This window comes from Streptomyces sp. SYP-A7185 (assembly GCF_046103685.1).
Classification (GTDB): Bacteria; Actinomycetota; Actinomycetes; order Streptomycetales; family Streptomycetaceae; genus Streptomyces.
On record NZ_CP122310.1, the window covers coordinates 6,236,793 to 6,258,503 of the forward strand.

Annotated in this window: 22 protein-coding genes; 7 read left to right on the forward strand and 15 right to left on the reverse strand. The window is 72.2% G+C overall.

Annotated features, from left to right (window positions below; genetic code table 11):
- Positions 1 to 2: 2 nt before the first annotated feature.
- Positions 3 to 848, reverse strand: a complete 846-nt coding sequence (locus QBL25_RS27520) for a hypothetical protein (RefSeq protein ID WP_409059643.1) — start codon at positions 846 to 848, stop codon at positions 3 to 5.
- Positions 849 to 1,204: 356 nt separating this feature from the next.
- Here QBL25_RS27520 and QBL25_RS27525 point away from each other — a divergent pair, with 356 nt between their 5' ends.
- Genes QBL25_RS27525 through QBL25_RS27545 form a run of 5 tightly spaced genes read left to right on the forward strand, consistent with a single transcriptional unit; the run spans position 1,205 to position 6,952 of the window.
- Positions 1,205 to 4,084: a nitrate- and nitrite sensing domain-containing protein gene (locus tag QBL25_RS27525; RefSeq protein WP_409059644.1), complete on the forward strand. Its 2,880-nt coding sequence runs from the start codon at positions 1,205 to 1,207 to the stop codon at positions 4,082 to 4,084.
- Between the two features lie 8 nt (positions 4,085 to 4,092).
- Positions 4,093 to 4,677 carry a roadblock/LC7 domain-containing protein gene (locus QBL25_RS27530; protein ID WP_409059645.1) on the forward strand — a complete coding sequence of 195 codons (585 nt, stop codon included), beginning with the start codon at positions 4,093 to 4,095 and terminating at the stop codon, positions 4,675 to 4,677.
- Positions 4,674 to 5,078: a DUF742 domain-containing protein gene (locus QBL25_RS27535; protein WP_409059646.1), complete on the forward strand. Its 405-nt coding sequence runs from the start codon at positions 4,674 to 4,676 to the stop codon at positions 5,076 to 5,078. Before QBL25_RS27530 ends, QBL25_RS27535 begins: the two co-directional genes overlap by 4 nt.
- A complete protein-coding gene (locus QBL25_RS27540) occupies positions 5,059 to 5,688 on the forward strand; it encodes a GTP-binding protein (RefSeq protein ID WP_409059647.1) in 630 nt (209 codons plus the stop codon). Before QBL25_RS27535 ends, QBL25_RS27540 begins: the two co-directional genes overlap by 20 nt.
- Positions 5,689 to 5,719: 31 nt before the next feature.
- Positions 5,720 to 6,952 carry a styrene monooxygenase/indole monooxygenase family protein gene (locus tag QBL25_RS27545; RefSeq protein ID WP_409059648.1) on the forward strand — a complete coding sequence of 411 codons (1,233 nt, stop codon included), beginning with the start codon at positions 5,720 to 5,722 and terminating at the stop codon, positions 6,950 to 6,952.
- Between the two features lie 18 nt (positions 6,953 to 6,970).
- On the opposite strand, the gene QBL25_RS27550 is transcribed toward QBL25_RS27545, so the two are convergent.
- The 4 genes from QBL25_RS27550 to QBL25_RS27565 all read right to left on the reverse strand — a co-directional run bounded on the left by QBL25_RS27550 (position 6,971) and on the right by QBL25_RS27565 (position 10,317).
- Positions 6,971 to 8,128 carry an NlpC/P60 family protein gene (locus tag QBL25_RS27550; RefSeq protein WP_409059649.1) on the reverse strand — a complete coding sequence of 386 codons (1,158 nt, stop codon included), beginning with the start codon at positions 8,126 to 8,128 and terminating at the stop codon, positions 6,971 to 6,973.
- Positions 8,129 to 8,278: 150 nt separating this feature from the next.
- Complete coding sequence (locus QBL25_RS27555; protein ID WP_409059650.1) at positions 8,279 to 8,557, reverse strand: hypothetical protein; 279 nt, start codon at positions 8,555 to 8,557, stop codon at positions 8,279 to 8,281.
- A 33-nt stretch (positions 8,558 to 8,590) separates the two neighbouring features.
- Positions 8,591 to 9,319, reverse strand: a complete 729-nt coding sequence (locus QBL25_RS27560; protein ID WP_409059651.1) for a TetR/AcrR family transcriptional regulator — start codon at positions 9,317 to 9,319, stop codon at positions 8,591 to 8,593.
- A 59-nt stretch (positions 9,320 to 9,378) separates the two neighbouring features.
- Entirely contained in the window at positions 9,379 to 10,317 is a 939-nt protein-coding gene (locus tag QBL25_RS27565) for an AurF N-oxygenase family protein (protein ID WP_409059652.1), read from the reverse strand.
- A 185-nt stretch (positions 10,318 to 10,502) separates the two neighbouring features.
- Between QBL25_RS27565 and QBL25_RS27570 the strand changes: the two genes are divergently transcribed.
- On the forward strand, positions 10,503 to 11,615 hold the full coding sequence (locus tag QBL25_RS27570; RefSeq protein ID WP_409059653.1) for a ferritin-like domain-containing protein: 1,113 nt from the start codon (positions 10,503 to 10,505) through the stop codon (positions 11,613 to 11,615).
- Between the two features lie 31 nt (positions 11,616 to 11,646).
- Here QBL25_RS27570 and QBL25_RS27575 read toward each other — a convergent pair whose 3' ends face one another.
- The 7 genes from QBL25_RS27575 to QBL25_RS27605 form a co-directional block, all read right to left on the reverse strand.
- Positions 11,647 to 13,107 (reverse strand): penicillin-binding transpeptidase domain-containing protein, encoded by a 1,461-nt coding sequence (locus QBL25_RS27575; RefSeq protein WP_409059654.1) that lies wholly within the window; start codon positions 13,105 to 13,107, stop codon positions 11,647 to 11,649.
- On the reverse strand, positions 13,104 to 14,471 hold the full coding sequence (locus QBL25_RS27580; RefSeq protein WP_409059655.1) for an FtsW/RodA/SpoVE family cell cycle protein: 1,368 nt from the start codon (positions 14,469 to 14,471) through the stop codon (positions 13,104 to 13,106). The genes QBL25_RS27575 and QBL25_RS27580 overlap by 4 nt, the downstream gene beginning before the upstream one ends.
- Before the next feature lie 63 nt (positions 14,472 to 14,534).
- Positions 14,535 to 14,894: an SH3 domain-containing protein gene (locus tag QBL25_RS27585; protein ID WP_409059656.1), complete on the reverse strand. Its 360-nt coding sequence runs from the start codon at positions 14,892 to 14,894 to the stop codon at positions 14,535 to 14,537.
- Positions 14,895 to 15,024: 130 nt separating this feature from the next.
- The gene (locus QBL25_RS27590) at positions 15,025 to 16,326 is read right to left on the reverse strand and encodes an ATP-binding protein (protein ID WP_409059657.1); all 1,302 of its coding nucleotides are present in this window, start codon (positions 16,324 to 16,326) and stop codon (positions 15,025 to 15,027) included.
- Complete coding sequence (locus tag QBL25_RS27595) at positions 16,323 to 17,078, reverse strand: hypothetical protein (RefSeq protein ID WP_409059658.1); 756 nt, start codon at positions 17,076 to 17,078, stop codon at positions 16,323 to 16,325. Before QBL25_RS27595 ends, QBL25_RS27590 begins: the two co-directional genes overlap by 4 nt.
- Positions 17,079 to 17,157: 79 nt before the next feature.
- Complete coding sequence (locus QBL25_RS27600) at positions 17,158 to 17,832, reverse strand: class F sortase (protein WP_409059659.1); 675 nt, start codon at positions 17,830 to 17,832, stop codon at positions 17,158 to 17,160.
- An 82-nt stretch (positions 17,833 to 17,914) separates the two neighbouring features.
- Positions 17,915 to 18,208 (reverse strand): hypothetical protein, encoded by a 294-nt coding sequence (locus tag QBL25_RS27605; protein WP_409059660.1) that lies wholly within the window; start codon positions 18,206 to 18,208, stop codon positions 17,915 to 17,917.
- A 255-nt stretch (positions 18,209 to 18,463) separates the two neighbouring features.
- Here QBL25_RS27605 and QBL25_RS27610 point away from each other — a divergent pair, with 255 nt between their 5' ends.
- Positions 18,464 to 19,267 carry a nuclease-related domain-containing protein gene (locus QBL25_RS27610; RefSeq protein ID WP_409059661.1) on the forward strand — a complete coding sequence of 268 codons (804 nt, stop codon included), beginning with the start codon at positions 18,464 to 18,466 and terminating at the stop codon, positions 19,265 to 19,267.
- 85 nt (positions 19,268 to 19,352) lie between these two features.
- Here QBL25_RS27610 and QBL25_RS27615 read toward each other — a convergent pair whose 3' ends face one another.
- The 3 genes from QBL25_RS27615 to ligD all read right to left on the reverse strand — a co-directional run bounded on the left by QBL25_RS27615 (position 19,353) and on the right by ligD (position 21,710).
- Positions 19,353 to 19,781, reverse strand: a complete 429-nt coding sequence (locus QBL25_RS27615) for a nuclear transport factor 2 family protein (RefSeq protein WP_409059662.1) — start codon at positions 19,779 to 19,781, stop codon at positions 19,353 to 19,355.
- A gap of 115 nt (positions 19,782 to 19,896) precedes the next feature.
- Entirely contained in the window at positions 19,897 to 20,778 is an 882-nt protein-coding gene (locus QBL25_RS27620) for an ATP-dependent DNA ligase (RefSeq protein WP_409059663.1), read from the reverse strand.
- Entirely contained in the window at positions 20,775 to 21,710 is a 936-nt protein-coding gene (gene ligD, locus QBL25_RS27625) for a non-homologous end-joining DNA ligase (RefSeq protein WP_409059664.1), read from the reverse strand. Before ligD ends, QBL25_RS27620 begins: the two co-directional genes overlap by 4 nt.
- Position 21,711: the final 1 nt, after the last annotated feature.

A 21,711-nucleotide genomic window follows, 5' to 3' on the forward strand; every position in this document is an offset into this window, starting at 1 on the left:
GCTCAGAACTCCGCGTAGACGACGGCCGCGTCGTCGTGGCGCTTGCCGCGGGGGTACGCCGTGCCCTCCGGGTCCGCGCGCTCCAGCTCCCGCACCCGGTCCACCAGGCGCTGCGGACCGTCCTTGCGCAGCAGCGCGAAGCACTCCGCCCAGTCGCCCTGCCGGAACGTCTCGACCCAGCGGCCGGCCCCGTCCGTCAGGGCCGCCACCGCGGTCACCTCCGCGCGCGGCCAGGTGCCGGTGACCGCGCGGTCCGCCGCCGCCGGGTCCGCCGCCGCGGTGAAGAAGCCGTCCTCCGCGTTCCGCAGGGCCTCGACGGCGGCGCCGTACGCCCGGCCCGCCTCCGCCCGCTCGGCGGAACCGCGCGGCAGCGCGCGCACCGCGTCACGCATCGCCCGGACCGCCGGGGGCAGCTGCGCCAGACGCCGGTCGAGCACCGGCGTGATCCGGCCGTCCGGGCCCGCCACCAGGAGCGCCGAGTCGGACAGGACGAGGTGTTCGACCTGCTCCTCGTCCCAACGCACCAGAATCACGGTCGCCTGAGGCGTGCGCGGGTGAGAAAGGTCACACGTGTGGCGATGAACCTCGGCGGTGCGCGCGATCGCCGCCGCGAGGATCTCAGAGAGCGTCATATCCCGTCGCGAAACGGACAGTTCGCCCAGTGCGCCCCCGAGTCGCGCCGTGAACCAGGGGACGGAATGCAGACAGCCGTCATCCCCGGCAGGCGGAGTCACCCCGTCGAGCAGGACGAGCGAACCGCCTTGTCCGGCAGCGGGAAGGATCACCGCGGCATGGTCCTCGTTGGGGCGTGCGGGGTCGCCGGGCTCGGTGGCGAGTTCGATGCGCATCCGGCCAGTCTGCACGAGGCCTTCACAAGGCGTCCGGGAGGCCGCGAAAAGCCGGGGGTTGGCCCGGACCAGCAGGTCAGACGCCGGATTTCAGTCGGAATGATCGCTTCCAGCGGCGTGTGGCGGCGCATCCTGCCAAAGCCTGCGGTCGACGTCCAACCGGCGCTCCGTGGCCGGGACTCTCCGCCCGTTCGGAGACTTGCTCGCCAACTCCCCGCCGATGTTCACTCCTTCGGGTGGCCAGGCATGTGATGCACGACTGCCACCCATCGGCACTGGAAGGGTCTGGAGCCGTACCGGGGGGCGCGTGTGTTGACGGATCGTCACCCGGGCCCATGGGCAGACGAAAAACAAGAATGCGAGCACCGGTGCAGAAGATGCGGCCTGGGCGCAAGGGCAAGCAGACGGCTTCCGAAGGGGCCACGCCGGGCGCGACCACCCCTGCGGAGCGCTCGCCCGAGCCCACAGCGGGAGAGAACCCCGAGCCCACGACGGGAGAGCACACAGCCCCCGCCGTGCCGGCTCCCGACGGACCAAAGCCCGCCACGCCGGTTCCTGACGGACCAAAGCCCGCCGAGCCGGTGAAGTCCGTCAACTCCAAGCCCACCGCGCGCGTGCGCAATCGGCTGATCGTCGCCGTCGCCGTGGTGGCCGCCGCGATCGCCGGCGCCGGAGCGCCCGCCATCATGGCCGCCTCCGGGCAACTGAGCGACGCGCAGCGTCTGGTGACCCTCGCCGAGCGCACCCAGAACGCCGTGTCCCTCGGCCACTCCCTGGCCGACGAACGCGACGAGGTCACCGCGTTCATCGCCGCGGGCCGTCCGCAGGGCAAGGGGCTCTCCGAGAGCCGCAGCGCCCGCGTCGACCGTCAGATCGACGAACTGCGCACCACCGACGCCCCGGCGGACCTGCGGGGGGACCTCGCCGACATCGCGGCCGTGCGCAGAGCGGCGCTCACCGGCAAGAGCACCGCTCTGGACGCCCACACCGCGTACTCGAACGTCATCACCGAACTGCACGGCCTCACCCGCGAACTCGCCGAGAAGACCCCGCCCCGCGCGGGCTCCGGCGGGTACGCCCTCGCCGACCTGGACCACGCCGTCGAGCAGGCGGCGAGCGCCCGCGGCCTCCTCCTCGCCACCCTCGCCGTCCCGAGCTCCACGGAGACCAGCACCGGCGTCGACCCCGTCACCGGCCTGCCCACCACCGTGGTCGACGAGTCCCCGGCCGTCAGCAAGACCCGCGACGCCCTCAGCGCGGCCGGCCAGCAGGCCCACGTCCGGGCGCAGGCGGCCCTCGCCGACTTCCGGGACGCGGCCACGGACGGCGCCCGCACCACGTACGACTCGGCGGTCACCGGCAGCGAGGTGACGACGGCCGAGAAGTACCTCGACCGCCTCACCGACCAGCCCACGCTCTCCGCCGCCGAGCGCGGCTACGACCGCAAGAAGCTCGACGCCGCGCTCTCCGCCCGCATCGACATGATGCGCGGCGCCGAGTCGGCGCTCACGGTGCAGCGCACCAAGGACCTCGCCGCGCTGCGCGACGACGACGTGACGGCCCTGGAGATCCGCGTCGCCCTCATCGGCGTCACGCTGCTCGTCGCGGTCGGCGTCTCCATGGCGATGGCCCGCAGCCTGACCCGCCCGCTCGCCGTCCTGCGCATCGGCTCGGCCCGGCTCGCCCACGAGCCCGCGCCCCAGGACCCCATCCGCTTCACCGGCCGCGACGACGAGTTCGCCCAGGTCGTCCGGTCCGTCAACGCCCTGCACGAGCACGCCGCCGCCCTCACCGAGCGCCTCACGACGCTGGAGGCGGACCGCAAGCACCTCATCGGCCAGCGGCAGTCCATGGCCGACGAGCGCGCCACCCTGCGCGCCGAACTGGCCGAGGCCTCCGCGCACCTGGAGCGCGTGCGCCAGTCCATCCACGGCACCTTCGTGAATCTGGCCCTGCGCACGCTCGGCCTGGTCGAGCGGCAGCTCGCCGTCATCGAGAACCTGGAGGACCGCGAGCAGGACCCCGACCGCCTCGCCACGCTCTTCAAGCTCGACCACTTCGCCACGGTCATGCGCCGCCACAGCGAGAACCTCCTGGTCCTCGCCGGTGCCGAGCACGGCCACCAGCACCCGGGACCGGTCCCGCTCGTCGACGTCGTGCGCGCCGCCGTCAGCGAGATCGAGCGGTACGAGCGGGTGCGCATCGCCACGCTGCCGCCGCACGCGCACGTCGCCGGCTTCGCCGCGGACGACATCAGCCACCTGGTCGCCGAGCTCCTGGAGAACGCGACCTCGTTCTCGCCGCCGGACGCCTCCGTGGAGGTCTCCGGGTGGCTCCTGGAGAGCGGCGAGGTGATGCTCTCCGTGCAGGACGAGGGCATAGGCGTCACCGAGGACCGCATGGGCGAGCTCAACGCCCGCCTCGCGGAGTTCCGTCCGGACGACGCGTACGACCAGGAGAGCGGGGACGGCCTCGGGCTCGGCCTCTACGTGGTGGCACGGCTCGCCGCGCGGCACGGGGCACGGGTGCGGCTGCGCGAGCAGAAGCAGGGCGGCGTCGCCGCGGTCGTGGTGCTCCCGAAGTCCATCCTCGCCGCGGCGCCCGCGATGGGTGCGCCGCCGGTCGGCGTCCCGGTCGCCGGGGCCGCGCCCGCGGTGCACCTGCCCGGCTCGGAGGCCGAGGCGAACTCCAACGTGCTGCCGGGGCGTGCCTCGGGGGCAGCCGCGACGGCCGCGCAGGACGCGCCCGACGTACAGGACGCGCCGCACGTACCGGACGCGCCGGACGTACCAGTGGACGCGGACCCGCTGATCGCGGCCGCGGAGCAGACGGTGCGGGCCGCTGAGGCGGAGCCCAAGGCCGCGCCCGACGTTTCGCCCGAGACGACCATGGAACTCGCGATTCCACCCGTCCCGGAGGAGACCCTGAAGGAGGCCCCGGAGGAGACGGAGGCCCCCGAAGCGGAAGCCCCGGAAGAAGCCCCGGAAGCCCCCGCCCCCAAGTGGGAGCGCGTCACCGACAAGGGCCTCCCCAAGCGCACACCCAAGATCACCGCGCCCGAGCCCACCGTGCCCAAGGCGCGCAGCGGCTCCGTGGACGCCGAAGCGCTGCGCAAGCGTCTCGGCGGCTTCCACCAGGGCGCCATCAGCGGCCGCCGCGACGTGGAGGCCGAGCTGACCGAACGGACCGAAGAGACCGAAAACATGGGGGACACAGTCGAGGAGGCAAGTAATTGACTGCGCCCATGCGCTCGCCCAGATCTTCCACCGGCGGTTCAGGCACCGACGCTTCAGGCACCGGCGCTTCAGCGACCGGCGTTTCGCCCACCGGTAGTTCGTCCCCCGGCGGCCCCAAGGCCGGCCCGGCCGCGTTCGGACTGAGCAGCGAAGCACGCAACCTGCACTGGCTCCTGACGAACCTCGTCGAGGAGGTCCCTGGCCTCCTGTCGGTCGCGGTCGTCTCCTCGGACGGCCTGCTCCTGCTCTCCTCCGACCCCGCGAGGAACGAGGAGACGGTCGACAACAGTTCGGGGCCCAAGGGCTCCAGCGCCGACCTCGCCACCATCGTGTCCGGCCTCGGCTCCCTGTGCATCGGCGCCGGGAAGCTGATGGACGCGGGGCCCGTGAAGCAGACCGTCGTCGCGATGGAGGAGGGCAGCCTCTTCGTCATGTCGATCAGCGACGGCTCGCTGCTCGGCGTGCACGCCACCCCGGACTGCGACATGAGCGTCGTCGCGTACCACATGGCGCTCTTCGTCGGCCGCGCCGGGCATGTCCTCACCCCCGAACTCCGCAGTGAGCTGCGCCAGTCGATGGAGAGCGTCCGATGAGCAGTAAGCCCGGCAAGCTGCCCCAGCGGGGCGGCGAACGCAAACCCGCCCGAGTACGCCCGTACTCGCTCACCGGCGGGCGCACCCGCTTCGGCCACGTCCTGCTCGTGGAGACCTTCGTGGCCGCTCTGGAGGCTCCCGAGGAGCGCCGCGAGCTGCCGCAGGGCAACGCCACCGCCCGCGTCATGCCGGAGATGCGGGCCATCGTCGAGATCTGCCGCCGTATGCGTACGGTCGCGGAGATCGCCGCGCTTTTGAAGATGCCGCTCGGCGTGGTCCGCGTACTGCTCAGCGACCTCGCAGACCAGGGAAAGATCCGCGTGTACGGAACGGGCCACGGCCCGGGACAGCCGGACCGCGCACTGCTCGAAAGGGTGCTGAGTGGACTCCGCCGTCTCTGAACTCCGCCGTCCGGGGCCCGACCCGGACGAGAACCTCCAAGCCTGGCAGACGGACCGCACCCGGGCCCCGATCGCGACGAAGATCGTGGTGGCGGGCGGCTTCGGCGTCGGCAAGACGACCCTGGTCACCGCGGTCTCCGAGATCACGCCCCTCCAGACGGAGGCGCTGATGACGCAGGCGAGCGAGGACACCGACGACCTCACGGCGACCCCGGACAAGACCACGACCACGGTCGCCATGGACTTCGGCCGGATCACGCTCGACGACGACCTGGTGCTCTACCTCTTCGGCACGCCGGGGCAGCAGCGCTTCTGGTTCATGTGGGACGACCTGGTGCGCGGCGCGATCGGTGCCGTCGTCCTCGCCGACACCCGCAGGCTCCCCGACTGCTTCCCCGCGCTCGACTACTTCGAGAGCTGCGGACTGCCGTACGTCGTGGCCGTCAACCACTTCGACGGCACCGAGGAGTTCGAGCCCGCGGACGTCCGCGAGGCGCTGACGATCCCCTCGCACATACCGGTGCTGATCATGGACGCGAGGCAGCGGATCTCGGTGATCGAGTCACTGCTCTCGCTCGTCGGTCACGCCCTCGAAGCAACCCCCGAATAGTTTTTGCTTGAGCAGTAGGAGAAGTTGCCGCATGCGGAAGATACTCGTCGTCGGAGCCGGTCAGGCCGGGCTCCAGATCGCCCTCGGACTCCAGTCGCAGGGGTACGAGGTCACCCTGATGTCCAACCGCACGGCGGACGAGGTCCGGTCCGGCCGTGTGATGTCCACGCAGTGCATGTTCCACACGGCGTTGCAGCACGAGCGCGACCTCCAGCTGAACTTCTGGGAGTCGCAGGCCCCGAAGATCGAGGGCCTCGGCGTCTCGGTCGCCGGGCCGGACTCCTCCCGCGTCATCGACTGGGTGGGCAAGCTGGACGGGTTCGCCCAGTCCGTCGACCAGCGCGTGAAGATGGCGGGCTGGATGGAGACGTTCGCGCAGCGGGGCGGCCAGCTGGTCATCCACGGCGCCGCGGTCTCGGACCTCGACTACTTCTCCCGCACGTACGACCTGGTGCTCGTCTCCGCGGGCAAGGGCGAGCTGGTCTCGATGTTCGAGCGTGACGCCTCCCGCTCCCCGTACGACGCCCCGCAGCGCGCGCTGGCCGTCGCGTACGTCCACGGGATGGGGCCGCGGCCCGAGCACCCCGAGTTCGACGCGGTGCGGTGCAACCTGGTGCCGGGCGTCGGCGAGCTCTTCGTCATGCCGACCTTCACGACCTCCGGCCGCGCCGACATCCTGTTCTGGGAGGGCGTGCCGGGCGGCCCGCTCGACGTCTTCCAGGGCATCAAGGACCCCTCCGAGCACCTGGCGCTGACGCTGGAGCTCCTGGAGAAGTACACGCCGTGGGAGTACGCGCGGGCCACCAAGGTCGAGCTGACGGACGCGGGCGGCACGCTGTCCGGCCGTTACGCGCCGACCGTGCGCAACCCGATCGGCCGGCTGCCCGGCGGCGGCGCCGTCCTCGGCGTCGCGGACGTGGTCGTCGCCAACGACCCGATCACCGGACAGGGCTCCAACTCGGCGTCCAAGTGCGCGGCCGCGTACCTCTCCTCGATCATCGGGCACGGCGACAAGCCGTTCGACGAGGCGTGGATGCAGGCCACGTTCGACCGGTACTGGGAGACGGCCCAGCACGTCACCAAGTGGACGAACGCGATGCTGTCGCCGCCGCCGGAGAACGTCCTGAACCTGATCGGCGCCGCGGGCCAGCTCCAGCCGGCCGCGGACCGCTTCGCGAACGGCTTCAACGACCCCTCGGACTTCGAGAACTTCTTCTACGAGCCCGAGAAGACGGACGCGTACCTGGCGTCCCTGACGGGCTGATCCCCTCGTGCGGGAGCATCACGCCGTGGGTGCTCCCGCCCGCCCGTACCCCGCGTCGCCGCCCTTGCGCGCGCCCCGGGGCAGCTTCGGCGGCACATAGCCCTTCATGGGCTTGGCCGAGGGGTCGGGGCGTACCGCGCCCAGCAGGGGGTTCGCCGCGATGGGGGAGACCTTGACCCGGGCTCCGGGGCGCGGGGCCTGGACCACCATGCCGTCGCCCAGGTACATCGCCACATGCGTGGCCTTGGGGAAGTAGACGATCAGGTCGCCCGGCCGCAGCTTGCGCAGGGAGACCCGCCGCAGCTTGGCCCACTGCTCCTGCGAGGTGCGGGGGATGTCCTTGCCGGCCGCCGCCCACGCCTGCGAGGTGAGCCCCGAGCAGTCGAAGGCCTTGGGCCCCTCCGCGCCCCACTTGTACGGCTTGCCGATCTGCCGCACGGCGTAGTCGACGGCCTCGTCCCCGCGCCGTGAGGGCGGCCGTGACGGCGCGGAGCCCGCGGACCCGCTCAGGGACCCCGACGCGAGGAACCTCCGCTGGGCCGCGGCCATCCCCTCCTCCTCGGCCCGCGCCAGCTCGGCGAGCTGCTCCGCGCTCAGCCCGGCGAGCAGCTCCTCGACCTCCTTGAGCTGCCCCTTGACCGTGTCGCGCGCCTCCTTCTGCCGGGCCGCGAGCGCCAGCTGGGTCTCCAGGGCGCCCTTCGCCCTGGCCGCCAGCTCGGACGCCGTCTTCTCGCCGCCGACGAGCCGCTTCACCGTCGCGGCCCGCTCCGCCGCCGCCCGCCCGATCACATGCCCCTGGTCGAGGGCCTGCTGCGCGTTGCGCGCCAGCAGGAGGCGTACGTAGGGGGAGATCTGCGAGGTGCCCTGGTACTGCTGCCGGACGAAGCGGGCCGCTGCGCCCCGGCTGTCGCGCACCGAGGTCCGGGCGCGGGCCAGGCTGCCGTTCAGGCGGGTGACCTCGGCGCGCTGTTCCTTCAGCTTCTCCGCGGTCGCGTTGTACGTCTCCGTCGACTCCTCGGCCTTGCGGTACAGCTCCTGAAGGTCGGTCAGAAGCTCGGAGACCGGCCGCTCCCCGGTGCCGTCGGGCCCCGGGACGGCGTACGCGGGGGCGGCGGGCGCGAGCAGGGCCCCGACCACCGCGCCCGTGCACACCCCTCGCAGCAACCTGCCTGACATGCCATCACCTCCGGCGCGCGGCGGAGGCTCCGCCCCGCTCCGCGAGCATCGGCCGCGCCCGGGCGGGCCGCCTCCGGAGGGTGCGCGGGTTGGCGCAATGCGGTCACCCGTCCAGGGCCCCACGGCGCGCCGCCCTTGCCAAGCCTGTGCTCAGCCCGCCCCGCCCGGCTTCGACCAGGGCCACTTCAGACCGGACCCGGCCGTGTCGGCCTCGGGGTCGTACTCGTACCGCCAGCCCTGGTGCAGCCCGAGCCGCTTGCCCGCGGCCTTGGCCGTGCGGCGGTACACGAGCACGGTCGGCGGGCCGCCGGCCTCGTCCGGCACCGGGACGCGGTACACCTTCGGGGGGTGGCCGGTCGGGCCGAGGAGGACGGGCAGGACGCGGCCGTCCAGGGGGCCACCCACGAAGGGGGTGTCTTCGCTCTTCACCCGGCCAGTGTCACAGCAGCCGGGGGCCGGGCGTCACAGCAGGTGCGCCGCGTCGCTCACCACGGGCAGGACCCGCCGGGCGAGCGAGCCCGCGGGGCCGTCGGGGCTCTCCATGGCCAGCGCGACCCGTACCGCCTCCGCGGTCTGCGGGTCGCGGCCCGCGGAGGCCACCAGGACCGCCATGAACTGCTCGACGAGCCAGTCCCGCAGCTCGTCGAGCGGCGGCTGCTTCTCCTCGTCCAGCCAGATCAGGGACGCCGCCTCGACGGAGGTGATCCACATCCGCACGGTCATCCGCAGCCGCGGGCCCGTGGCGCCCACGACCTCCAGGTGGGCGAGTATGTGCTCGGCGGCCGTCCTGCGCACCTCGTCCACGATGGCGGTGGTCCGCGAGGTCTCCACGACGCTGCCGCCCTGGAGGAGCGCGCTGAAGCCCGCGTCGTGCTGGTCGACGAAGGCGAGGTAGCGGTCGAGGGCGTTCGCCAGGCGCTGGGTGAGCGGGCCCTCGGGCGGTTCGGCGAAGCACTGCTCCAGCTCGTCGGCCGCGGACCGCAGCGCGGCCTCGTACAACTGCTGCTTGCCGCCCGGGAAGTAGCGGTAGACCAGCGGCCGGGAGACCCCGGCCGCCTCCGCGACGTCGTCGAGCGAGACCTCGTCGGGTGCGCGCACCGCGAAGAGGGACAGGGCGGCCTCCTTGAGCTGCCGCTGCCGCTCTTCGACACTGAGGCGCCGGTACGCGCGGGTGGGAGCAGGCGAGGTCATGCCTCGCAGCGTAACCGCCCTTTCGAACAAGCGCCCCGGAACCCTGCGTACCCGATCGGCTACGCCAGAAGTCCAGAGCTCTTCCACAGCCGCCGTCCCGCGCCCCTGAGCACCCCGATGTCGTCCAGGAAGTCCGTCAGGCGCTTGGCTCCCGTCTGCATGATCTCGCGGCGGTGGGCGCTCGCCTTGACCTGGGCCATGGCCTCGCGCTTGTCCAGGCCGACGTTGGTGTAGACGTCCGGGTTGATGAAGGCGACGGAGAAGACGCGGGCGAACTCGCCCGAGGTGAGGCGGGTGAACTCCTGGGACCAGCGCGGCGCCGTCACCATCTGGCGGCGCAGCTCCTCGCGGGCGTACCGCACATGGCGGGCCTCCTCCACGACGTGGATGCGGGTGACGCCGCGCACAAGGGTCTGGACGCGCTCGTCCGGGAACGTCAGGCGCTGCATCCAGTCCAGGATCTCCTCGCCGAGCAGCGTGGCCGTGAACGAACCGGGCGTCGTGGAGATGGTCTTGAAGAGGCGGCCGAGGTTCCGGTGCACCGCGCTGACCGGGTAGTACGGGGTGTCACCGCGCGAGATGAGCCGCGCGAACATCTTCGAGTGGCGGCACTCGTCCTCGATCTCGGTCAGGGCGTACCGCACATGGGCGCTCGTCGCCGGCTTGTCGTAGATGTGCCGTACGAGCAGCTGCATCAGGATCAGTTCGAACCAGATGCCGAGCGAGGCGAGCGCGGCGGCCTCGTGCTGGGAGAGCGCGATGCGCTGCTCCTCGCTCATCCGGCGCCACATCGGCGTGCCGTACAGGGACACCAGCTCCGGGGGCCAGAACCACTTGCCCTCCTCGAAGGGTGCCTCCCAGTCCAGCTCCTTGTCGGGATCGAAGGAGTGCTTGGCGGAGGAGTCGAGCAGCCGCTCGGCCACCTGCTCCCGGTCCTTGAGCAGTCCGAGCGCGTCCCGCAGCCCCTCGATCGCCGCGTCCTCCGTGATGGTCGTCATGGCTCTGCCCCTGCCTCGTCGTCAGAGTTACCGGCGGTCACGACTTATGAGACTGCCTGTCAGCAAGGGCGTCAATCCCTTGCGCACGACTTGTTGACCCCACGTCTACGACCATGTGAGCCTGCCAACTACCGGCAGTACGAGGCGATTACGGAGATGTCCAGGCCAATCCCGAGGAGCCGTCAGTGTCCACGCACGAGCTCTACACGCACGCCCCTGACGAGAACATCTGGCAGATACCGGCGAACGGCGCGGCCCGCTTCAGCTGGGAGTACGACGAGGGCCGTGCCCGGCTGCTCGCCCTGTACCAGAAGGGCAAGGACAAGCAGTGGGACGGCGCCAAGCGCATCGCCTGGGACCTGGAGGTCGACCCGTACGACCCCCTGGGCACCCCCGACGAGTCCCTCTCCCTCTACGGCACCCGGCACTGGGCGAAGATGACCGAGCGGGACAAGGGCGAGCTGCGCAAGCACTACGCCTCCTGGCAGTTCAGCCAGTTCCTGCACGGCGAACAGGGCGCGATGGTGTGCGCGGCACGCATCGTGGAGTCCGTCCCCGACCTCGACGCGAAGTTCTACTCCGCGACCCAGACCATGGACGAGGCGCGGCACGCGGAGGTGTACGGCCGCTTCCTGCACGACAAGATCGGGATGCTGTACCCGATCAACGACAACCTCCAGGCCCTGCTCGGCGACACCCTGCGCGACTCCCGCTGGGACATGCCCTACCTCGGCATGCAGGTCCTCATCGAGGGCCTCGCGCTCGCCGCCTTCGGCATGATCCGCGACACGACGGACAAGCCGCTGCCCAAGCAGATCCTCGCGTACGTCATGCAGGACGAGGCCCGGCACGTGGCCTTCGGCCGCATGGCCCTGCGGGACTACTACAAACAGCTCTCCGACGCCGAGCTGCGCGAGCGCGAGGAATTCGTCATCGAGGGCTGCTACCTGATGCGGGACCGGCTGCGCGGCGTCGAGGTCCTGGAGAACTTCGGCATCCCCAAGGCGGAGGCCGAGGAGGCCAGCGAGAACTCCGAGTTCCTCGCCATCTTCCGGCAGCTGCTCTTCAGCCGCATCGTGCCCTGTGTCAAGGACATCGGCCTGTGGGGCAAGCGCCTCCAGGAGGCGTACGTCGACATGGGCGTGTTCGAGATGGGCAACACCAACCTCGACCAGCTGATGGCCCAGGACGAGGAGATCGCCGAAAAGCTGGACGCGGAACGCTTCGCCGAGGAAGAGGGACTGCGGGTCGCGGAGGTCGAGGACATGATCACCTCGGGCGCCGCCCCGAACCCCTGAGCCGCGACCGCGTGGAGGCGGCTGCCCCGCCCTAGGCCCCGCCCAGCACCGCCTCCATCACCGCCTTCGCGATCGGGGCCGCGCTGCCGCCGCCGCTGATGTCGCCCCGGTCCGCCGCCGCGTCCTCCACCACCACCGCCACCGCCACCGAGGGCTGGGGCTCGTCGGACTTCTGGGCCCAGGAGATGAACCACGCGTACGGCGTGCCGGAGTTGTCGACGCCGTGCTGGGCCGTGCCGGTCTTTCCGCCCACGGTCGCCCCGGGGATCGCCGCGTTGCCGCCGGTGCCCTCCTCGACGACGTCGGTCATCATCTCCCGCAGCTGCATCGCCGTGGCCGGGTTCATCGCCTGGTGCAGGGACTTGGTGCCGGTGTTCGCCACCACGTCGCCGTCGTCGGCCGTGGTCTCGTCCACCAGGTGCGGCGCCTCGACCGAGCCGCCGTTGGCCACCGCCGCCGAGACCATCGCCATCTGAAGGGGCGTGGCGCGCGTGTTGAACTGGCCGATCGAGGAGAGCGCCAGCTGGGCCTTGTCCATCGACGTGTCGAAGTTGCTCGCCGCCACGGATGAGGGGATCTTCAGGCCGCCGTCGTTGAAGCCGAAGTTCCGCGCCGTGCCCACCATGGCGTCCAGGCCCGTGGTCGCGCCCAGCTTGGCGAAGACCGTGTTGCAGGACCACGCGAAGGCATGGCGCAGGGTCGCGTTCGTACAGCCGTCGACCTCGTTCGTCAGCTGGGTGCTCGTGCCGGGCAGCGTGTAGGGGTCGGGGGACTTGGTGGCGGCGTCCAGGTCCGTGACCGTGCCCGCGTCCAGCGCGGCGGCGGCCGTCACCACCTTGAACGTCGAACCGGGCGGGTAGGTCTGGCGGATCGCCCGGTTCAGCATCGGCTTGTCGGGGTCGCCGTTCAGCGCCGCCCAGGACCGGGCCACCGACCCGTTCGTCCCGGAGAGCCGCTCGGGGTCGTACGAAGGGGTGCTGACCAGGGCGAGGATCTTCCCCGTGGACGGTTCGACCGCGGCGACCGCGCCCTTCTTGCCGCCGAGCCCCGCGTACGCGGCCTGCTGCGCCGCCGCCCGGAGCGTGGTCCGCACCGTGCCCCCGGGATTCCGCGCGCGGCTGACGTCGTTCCACAGGGGGAGCGGGGCGAGCATCGGGTCGGTGCCGGAGAGGATGTCGTCCTCGGCGTTCTCCAGGAAGGTCGTGCCGTAGACCTGCGAGGCGTACCCGGTCACCGGCGCGTACAACGGACCGTGCCGGTACGTCCGTTCGTAGCGGAGCTGCTCCCCGGTGTCCCGGGAGCCGGTCACCGCGCGGCCGTCGACCATGATGTCGCCGCGCGGCTGGCCGAAGCGGGCGATGGCCTGGCGGCGGTTGGCGGGGTTCTCGTCGAAGGACTCGGACTGGACGACCTGGACGCGGGTCGCGTTCACGAGCAGGGCGATCAGGAGCAGCGCGCAGAACGCGGCGGCATGCCGGATGTACCTCGTCACGCGTCCTCCCGCGGGGGCGGCCCCACCGGCTGGCCGCGCGCCGAGTCGCTGAGCCGGATGAGCAGCGCCACGATGATCCAGTTGGTCACGACCGACGAGCCGCCCTGCGCCAGGAAGGGCATCGCCATGCCGGTCAGCGGAATGAGCCCGGTCACCCCGCCCGCGATCACGAAGACCTGGAGCGCGACGATCGAGGCGAGCCCCACCGCGAGCAGCCGCCCGAAGGAGTCCCGCAGGGCGAGCCCGGCCCGGAAGCCCCGCTCCACCAGGAGCGCGTAGAGCAGGAAGATCGCGGCGAGCCCGGCAAGACCCAGCTCCTCGCCCGCCGTCGCCAGGATGAAGTCGGACTTGGCGGCGAACCCGATGAGGATGGAGTGCCCGAGTCCGAGCCCGGTCCCGAGCATCCCGCCGGCCGCGAACGCGAAGAGGGACTGGGCCAGCTGGTTGGGCCCGTCGCCCGCCTCGATGGACGCGAAGGGGTGCAGCCAGTCCTCGACCCGGCCGTGCACGTGGGGTTCGAGCGAGCCGACCGCGAAGGCCCCCACCCCGGCGAGCATCATGCCGACCGCGATCCAGCCGGTCCGTCCGGTGGCGACGTACAGCAGGATCACGAAGAGCCCGAAGAAGAGCAGCGAGGTGCCGAGGTCCCGTTCGAGGATGAGGACGCCGACGCTGAGCAGCCAGATCGCGACGATCGGACCGAGCACGCGCCCGGTCGGCAGCTGGAGCCTCGTCAGCTTCCAGACCGTACGGCCGGTGTAGGCGAGGGCGTTGCGGTTGGCGGCCAGATAGCTGGCGAAGAAGATCGCGAACAGGATCTTCGCGAACTCGCCGGGCTGGATGGAGAATCCGCCGACCCTGATCCAGATCCGGGCGCCGTTCACGGCGGGGAAGAAGATCGGCACGATCATCAGGACGAGCGCGGAGACGACACAGATGTACGCGTAGCGCTGGAGCACCCGGTGGTCGCGCAGGAGGACCACCACGGCGATGAAGAGCGTCACCCCGACGGTGGACCAGACGAGCTGCGTGGGCGCGGCCTCGTCGCCGGGCGTCTCCAGGTCGAGGCGGTAGATCAGGACGAGACCCAGGCCGTTGAGGAGCACCGCGATCGGCAGGAGCAGCGGGTCGGCGTACGGCGCGCGGAAGCGGATCGCGAGATGGGCCAGGAGCGCGAGCACGCCGAGCCCGGCGCCGTAACCTGCGGCGCCGGGCGGCACGGTGCCGTTCTTGGCGAGGCCGACGTCGCAGTAGCCGTAGACCGAGAGCAGGACGGCCACGACGATCAGTGCGACCTCGGTGCCACGGCGCCGGGGTACGCGAACAGCGGATACGGAGGAGGGCGCCGTCGCTGTTCCGGTCATGCCCGGAACGTAGCAAGCGATAGGCCCCAATGTCCGTTTATGTCACCGTTCCCTTGTGGTGCGTCAGCACCAGCGCGGGGCGGGCCCGATGTTGGCGATGTAGTGGGCCGAACCCCAGGCCCAGGTGCCGTTGGTGAGGAGGTACCAGCGGTTGTTGCCGGACACGTGGTCGCCGGTCGTCTTGCAGTAGATCGAGACGACCTTGCCGTACGGCACGCTGCGGACCACCTTGCTGCCCCGGGTGGGGGCGGTGCGCAGCAGCAGCCCGCTCTTGGCGGTGACGCGGCCCTTGTAGACGCGCGGATGACCGCTGCCCGCGTCGTCGGCCGCGAAGGCCGGTCCGGTGAGGGTGAGGGCGGCGAGCGCGCCGCCGGCGGCGAGTATGCCGAGCCGGGTGCGGGTGGCGGTGGGCCGAAGCGACATGAGATCTCCTCTGCGAGAAGTGCGGATGCGATGCCGGCCGCCAACCCCCGAAAGATGGGTCATAGGCCGCGATTCACACTAAAATCGGCATCCTGCGCACGCAAAAGGTCACGCGGCGTCAAACCGCCCCTCAGAGCGCTCCGTCGGAGCCCGCGGCACGGTCCCGGCCGGACTCCTCGTGGGGCAGCGTCAGCGTCGCGACCGCCCCGCCGTCCGCCGCGTTCGCGAACGAGAGCCGGGCGCCGAGCACCGCCGTCTGGCCCAACGCGATGGTCAGGCCGAGCCCGTGGCCCCGGGTCGTGCCCTCCGTGCGGAACCGCTGCGGCCCGTGTTCCACCAGGTAGCCGGGGTATCCGTCGCCGTGGTCGCGCACCGAGACCACCGGGCCGTCGACGGTCACCACGACCGGCGGGCGCCCGTGCTTGGCCGCGTTGGCGATGAGGTTCCCGAGCACCCGCTCCAGACGCCGCCGGTCGGTCACCACACACACGTCCCGTACGACGACCAGCTCCGCGTCGACCGCCGAACCCCGCACGGCCCGCTCGGCCAGTGGGGCGAGATGGTGGTCGTCCAGGTCGACGCGCTCGCTCTTCGCGTCGAGCCGGGAGATCTCCAGGAGGTCCTCGGTGAGGGTCCGCAGCGCGGCCACCCGGTCCCGCACCAGCTCCGTGGGGCGGCCCGGCGGAAGCAGCTCGGCCGCCGCGTGCAGCCCGGTCAGCGGTGTACGCAGCTCGTGCGCCACGTCCGCGGTGAACCGCTGCTCGCTCTGGAGCTTGCCCTGCATCGAGGAGGCCATCGTGTCGAGCGCGCCGGAGACGTCGGCCACCTCGTCCTGCCGGCGTGCCGGCTCCCGCGTGCGCGGGTCGTTCACCCGGGCGTCGAGGTCGCCCGCGCTGATCCGGCGGGCGACGGTCGCCGTCTGGTGCAGCCGCCGCGTCACCCGGCTCACGGCGAACGCGCCGACCAGGAGCGTCGCCCCGATCGCCAGGACCGAGGAGCCGAGGATGGCCCGGTCGAGCCCGTCGATGGTGCGGGCGCCCTGGGCGTAGTCCACCTGGACGGCGAGGGCGCGCCCGTCCCTGGCGGGCCCCGCGGCCCACATCGTCGGCCGGGAGTCATGGGCGTCGACCATCGTGCCGCGCTCACCGCCCGCCGCGAGATCCCGCAGCCGCGCGGGAAGGCCCGGCGGATCGACCCCGGCGCCGGGGCCCAGATCGTCGCCCGCCTCGAACGCCTCGGTGGCGTCGTCGAGCCGGTCCAGGGCGTGCTCGCGGGCCTGGCCCACGGTCTGGTTCGTCACCGAGACGTGCACGAGCGCGCCCAGGAGCGCCGCGAGCGCGCAGCACATGACGGTGATGAAGACGGCGGCCTTCCAGGTCAGCGTCGCCGTCCAGGCGGGAAGCCGCGGCCCGCGCGGCAGCCGGTGGCTCATCGGCCGTCGCTCGGGGACGGCACGGGCCGGGTGCTCGCCCCCGGGTCGGGCTTGCGGGACGGCTTCCTCTTCGGCGCGTTCGGGGAGCGCACGATCTCGTCGGTCGTCGGCAGCATGGCCCCGCGGTGCGGGTCCCAGGACCAGACGGTGCGGTACTCGTAGTCCTGCATGCCGGAGACGGCCCGGACGATCACCTCGCGGCCCGCGAGCTCCACGCCGAGCACCGAGTCGCTCATGGCCATGATCTGCGTGAGCTGCCGCTTCTCCATGGCGTAGGCGCGGATGTCGAGGTTCTCGGCGTGCCCGCGGGCCAGCCGGACGCCGACGATGAGGTCGTCCTTGCCGTCCCCGGTGAGGTCGCGGTAGTAGGCCTTCAGGACGGGGCACTTGGCGTCGCCGACCTGGCCGCCGTCGCAGTCCGCGAGCTGCCGGACGGTCTCCTTGTAGACCGCGTCCGCGCGGTCGTACGTCCCCGGGTTCTTGTCGAAGTCGGTCTTCACGACGGTGACCGGATCGGCCTGGTGCAGGTCCCCGTCCGGTACGTCCACGCCCTTGACCGGCACGCTCTCCACGGTGCCGTAGTCCTCGGCGGCCGTCGACGGGAGCGGCAGCTTCGGCCACAGGCGGGTCGGCGCCTCCGCGGTGGGCGTCGCGCCCGCGCCCCGCAGACCACCGGGGTCGCCGCAGCCGCCCGCCAGCAGGACGGCGGGCAGCACGACGGCCGCAGCGAGCGCGAGACGGCTCCGGTGCACTGCACTCCTGCCTGCCGGTGGAGCGGCCCTGGGGCTGCCCCGTCGCGGCGCGGGGGTCGGGGGCGCGCCGCAGCTCCGGCTACGGCACGAGGTCGGCGTAGAGAATGATGTTGTCGGTGCGGTGACCGTCCTTGATCGGTCCGCCACAGGTCAGCAGGCGCAGCTCGGGACGGTCGGTCGCCCCATACACCTTATGGGTGGGGAAGTTCTTTTTGTCCACCTGTTGTATCTCGCGGACCTTGAACGTCGCGGTGCTCCCGTCCGCTCGCGGCACCTCGATCTCGTCCCCCATTCTCACCTTCGCCACGTCCTTCATCAGCGCGGGCCCCCGCGCGGTGTCGTAGTGCGCGACCAGGACGGCGGCCCCCTTCTCGCCGGGCGTGACACCACCGGTCCACCAGCCGGGCTCGTCCGCCTGGTCCACGGACGGCACCTCCAGCGCGCCGTCCGCGCCCACGGCCAGATCGAGCATCGACCGCGCGTCGACACCGGCCGCCGGTATGCGCAGGCCCGTCGGCCGGGACTTCTTCAGCGGGGCGTGCGGGCCGGCCGTGGCCGGTGCGGCGGTGGCGTTGTCGACCTTGATGTCGGCAGCGGGGTGGTGGCCGGAGCCCTGGCCGCAGGCGATGAGACCGAGGCCGAGGGCGGCGGTGAGCGTGGCGGCGGCCGCGATGCGGGCGGTGTGGCGGGGCTTTGCGGGGGCGGGGGCGGGTGCGGGTGCGGGGGCAGGGGATTCTTCGGTGGGGGTGCTCATGGGGGGCTCCTGGGGTGGCCGGTGGCCGGGGGTCGGTGGCCTGGGGGGGTGCGGGGCGCGTGGGGCGCGTGCGGCGGGGGGTTCAGGCGTCGGTGCGGCCGCGGCGCAGCATCGCGTACCCGAGACCGGCGGCACCGGCCGCCGCCATGGCGCCACCGGCGGCGATGACCACCGGGTCGCCGCCGTCGAACCCCTCGGTGCCGGCCTTGACCCCGCCCTCCGGGGTGCCGGGCGCGAGCGGCGCCACCGTCCGCGTGCCCTCGGAGTGTTCCGGCGCGTCCGCGACGGCGGCCACGGCCGGCACGAGGAGCGCGCCGCCGACGACGGTGGTCACGGCGGCGGAACGAAGGAGGGTGCGACGGCGCTGGCTGCTCATGAGCGGTCGGTCCTTACGGGGAGACGGTGGGGGAGTAGAGGAGGTGATCCGCAGAAGGCGGTCAGAGGGAGGAGGAGTGAAAGGGTCACCTCTGAAGCTAGATGTCCTTCATTGCGGCAATTCGTCAGCTATGTAACAACGAGCCATAGCTGCGGAGGCGGTGCCGTGACGAGTGGCTCAACTTCTCTCCGCGTCGCCCAGGTTCTTGCCCCAGGCATGTCCTTGCTGCTCCCATGGTCGGTGGGGTGATGGTGCATGAGCGGACTGCGCGTCATACCGGCCTGGCGGCACGGGCAGGAGCGGCTGTACGTCTGCCTCGCGGACGGCAGGAACGTGGCGTGGTACGAGAGGGAGTCGTCCCGCGTGAACCTCCTCGGCGAGGAGCACAGGGAAGCCGTCCTGCGTGCCTTGGCCCCCTTCCTGACCGGCGGTTTCTCGATCGGCCCGCCGCCCGTCCCCACCCCCGCCGAGCTGGCGCGCCTCTCCCTCCACCCGGACGACGACCTCGCGCCGAACCGCCCCGGCGAGGCACTCCTGATCGCCCTGGACCGCGAGCCGGCCCCCGCCCGCAGGCTGCGCGCCGACCCGCGGCAGCGGGCGCTCGCCGCCGAGCAGGCGGTCGGGGAGGTGCTCGACGGCCTCGAAGGCGCGGGCTGGCACACCCTGCACTCGGTGCCGCTGCCGGGCGGCGCCCGCATCCACCACCTCCTGATCGGCCCCGGCGGTCTGTTCAGCGTCCACACGCTCGCCGCCCGCAAGCAGCGGGTGCGCGTCGCCGACCCGATGATCACGGTCGGCCGCGCGGACCCGCGTCCACTCGTGAGGGAGGTCCGCGCCGACGCCGACCGGGCCTCCTTCGCGCTGACCGCCGAGATCCGCCCGGTCCTCGCCCTCTGCGGGGCGGTTGACCTGGACGTGATCTCCCCGCCGCGCGAGGTACGGATCGTGCGCGACGGGGAGGTGTCGGCTCTGGCCCGCACCGGCGGCGTACTGAAACCGGCCGATGTGGAGGCGCTGCACGCGATGGCGCGCGACCGGCGGACGTGGCTGCGGGTCTAGCCCGGACCGTGCCCGTGGGCCCGCGCCTCCGGGCGGGCGGGGAGGTGGCCGCTCAGAGTCTCCGGACGGGCGGGGCGGCGGCCGCTCAGAGGTTGTCGCCCCAGCCGCCCTGGATCATGGTCTGGAACGCCCAGGCCCCGCCCCGCTTCAGCAGGATGTCGGCGTACCGCAGCTGCTGCGTCTCGCCGTTCGCGGTCATCACCGAGTCGGTGAAGACCACGGCCATGGCGGGGGAGAGGAAGACGGGCGTGCGCGTGGACTCGAAGGTGATGTCCTCGCTCCCGTCCCCCATCACGTGCGTCATGGTCCCGACGAACTGGTCCCGGTCCCACTGCGCGGAGCGGCCGTCGCCCGCGGAGTCGTCGCTGACCAGGTTGAGCGGGAAGACGGCCAGGTCCGCCATGCGCTCCACGTCACGCTTGGCGCTGTGCGCGTCGTACTCGGCGAACCAGGCGGCCAGGCTCGCGCGGTCCTCGTCGGTCGGGACGTATCCGGTCTCGGGCAGAACGGTCATGCGCTCTCCTCGTCAAGTTTGACTACTGGGCTACGCGAAGAAAGATATGCTCGCTCGATAGTCTAGTCAAACTTGATTAGCTGTGATGCCGGTCACGACTGGACCGGACCGGGGCTCAGCGAAAGCGCACGACCACCGCGGTCGCGTGCCGGGTGGTGTTCTGCCGCACCTCCACCGTGACGGGCGGCTCGGACGGCAGGGCGGCATACGTGACCTCGCCGATCCCCGCGGCGATCGCGGTCCCCTCGCCCCTGGCCACCGGCAGCGCCGCCCCTGCCGCCTTCCGCAGCGCGGGGGAGAGCGGCGACGACACCACGGGCGTGCCGTCCCCCGGCAGGACGAGCACGAGTGCCTGCGGGCGCGCCCCGCTGCCGGTGAAGCCCACGACCAGCGCGTCCCGGGTGTCGCTGTGCCGCAGCTTCAGCCACGCGCGCGTGCCGCCCCGGTAGGTGCCGTCGAGTCGTTTGGCCACCAGGCCTTCGATGCCGGTGGCGGGCAGGGCCTCGTACCAGGTCAGGGCCAGTGCGCGGTCGGTCGTCATCGGGACGGGCTGGAGCGGCGGGCCGAGCGGCTCCAGGAGGCGTACGAGACGTGCGCGCCGCTCCTCGTAGGGCAGGGCGCGGCGATCCTCGCCCCCGTCGGCGAGCAGGTCGAAGGCGGCGTACGACGCGGGGAGCGTGCGCGCGAGCTGCGGGGCGCGGGCGCGGGTGGCGGCGGCGCGCCGCTGGACGGCACCGAAGTCGATGCGCCCCTCCACCCAGACGACCACCTCGCCGTCGAGGACGGTCCCGGCCGGCAGCCGTGCCGCCGCCTCGGCGATGTCGGGGAACGCGCTGGTGACGAAGCGCCCGGAGCGGGCCTGGAGCCGCACGCGGCGGCCGTCGGCGAAGACGACCAGGCGGTGGCCGTCGAACTTCGGCTCGTAGGCCCAGCCGTCGCCCGTCGGCAGGGCGGTCACGGAATCGGCGAGGGCGACCCGGAGCGGCGGGGTGATCATGATCCGGCCTCGCGGGTGCGTCCGCGGGGGCCGTGGGGTCCGTGGGGTCCGTGGGGGAGGGGCCGGCCTTGCCCGGGGTCGTTGAGCGGACCCAGCAGCTCCCCGTACCGCTCCAGGCGGGGCGCGATGTCGGCGGCCAGGAAGACGAGCTGGTCCTGGTCGCCGCAGCCTTCGACCTCCTCCCAGGTCACGGGGGTGGAGACGGTCGGCTCCGGGCGGGCGCGCAGGGTGTAGGGGGTGGCGGTGGTCTTGGCGGCGGCGTTCTGGCTGAAGTCGACGAAGACCTTGCCGGGGCGCAGGCTGCGCGTCATCCGGTGGACCACCAGGTCGGGCAGCTCGGCCTCGGCGTCCTGGGCGAGCTTCTTCGCGTACGCGGTCACCTGCTCGGAGGGCGTCGGCTCCAGGGGGCAGAGCAGGTGCAGGCCCTTGGAGCCCGAAGTCTTCGCGTAGACGTCGAGGCCGTCGGCCCGCAGGCGCTCGCGCAGCCACAGGCCCACCCGGCAGCACTCGACGACGGTGGCGGGCTCGCCGGGGTCCAGGTCCAGCACGAGCCGGTCCGCCCGGGCGGGGGCGTCCGTCCGCCACTGGGGGGTGTGGAACTCGGTCACGAGATTGCCCGCCCACATCAGGGTGGCCAGATCGTCCACGACGACCTGCCGGGAGGTTCCGTCCGAGCGCCGGACGTCGGCGGTGTGCACCCAGTCGGGGGTGCCCGGGGGCACGTTCTTGGCGAAGAAGCGCTGGCCGTCGGGCCCGTCGGGGAAGCGGAGGAAGGAGACGGGCCGGTGGCGCAGATGGGGCAGCAGGGCCTCGGCGGTACTGGCGTAGTAGTGCAGCATCTCGCCCTTGGTGAAGCCGGATGCGGCGTAGAGGACCTTGTCGAGATTGCTGAGGGCCAGTCGCCGCCCCTCCACCTCGGTGATCGGCGTCATA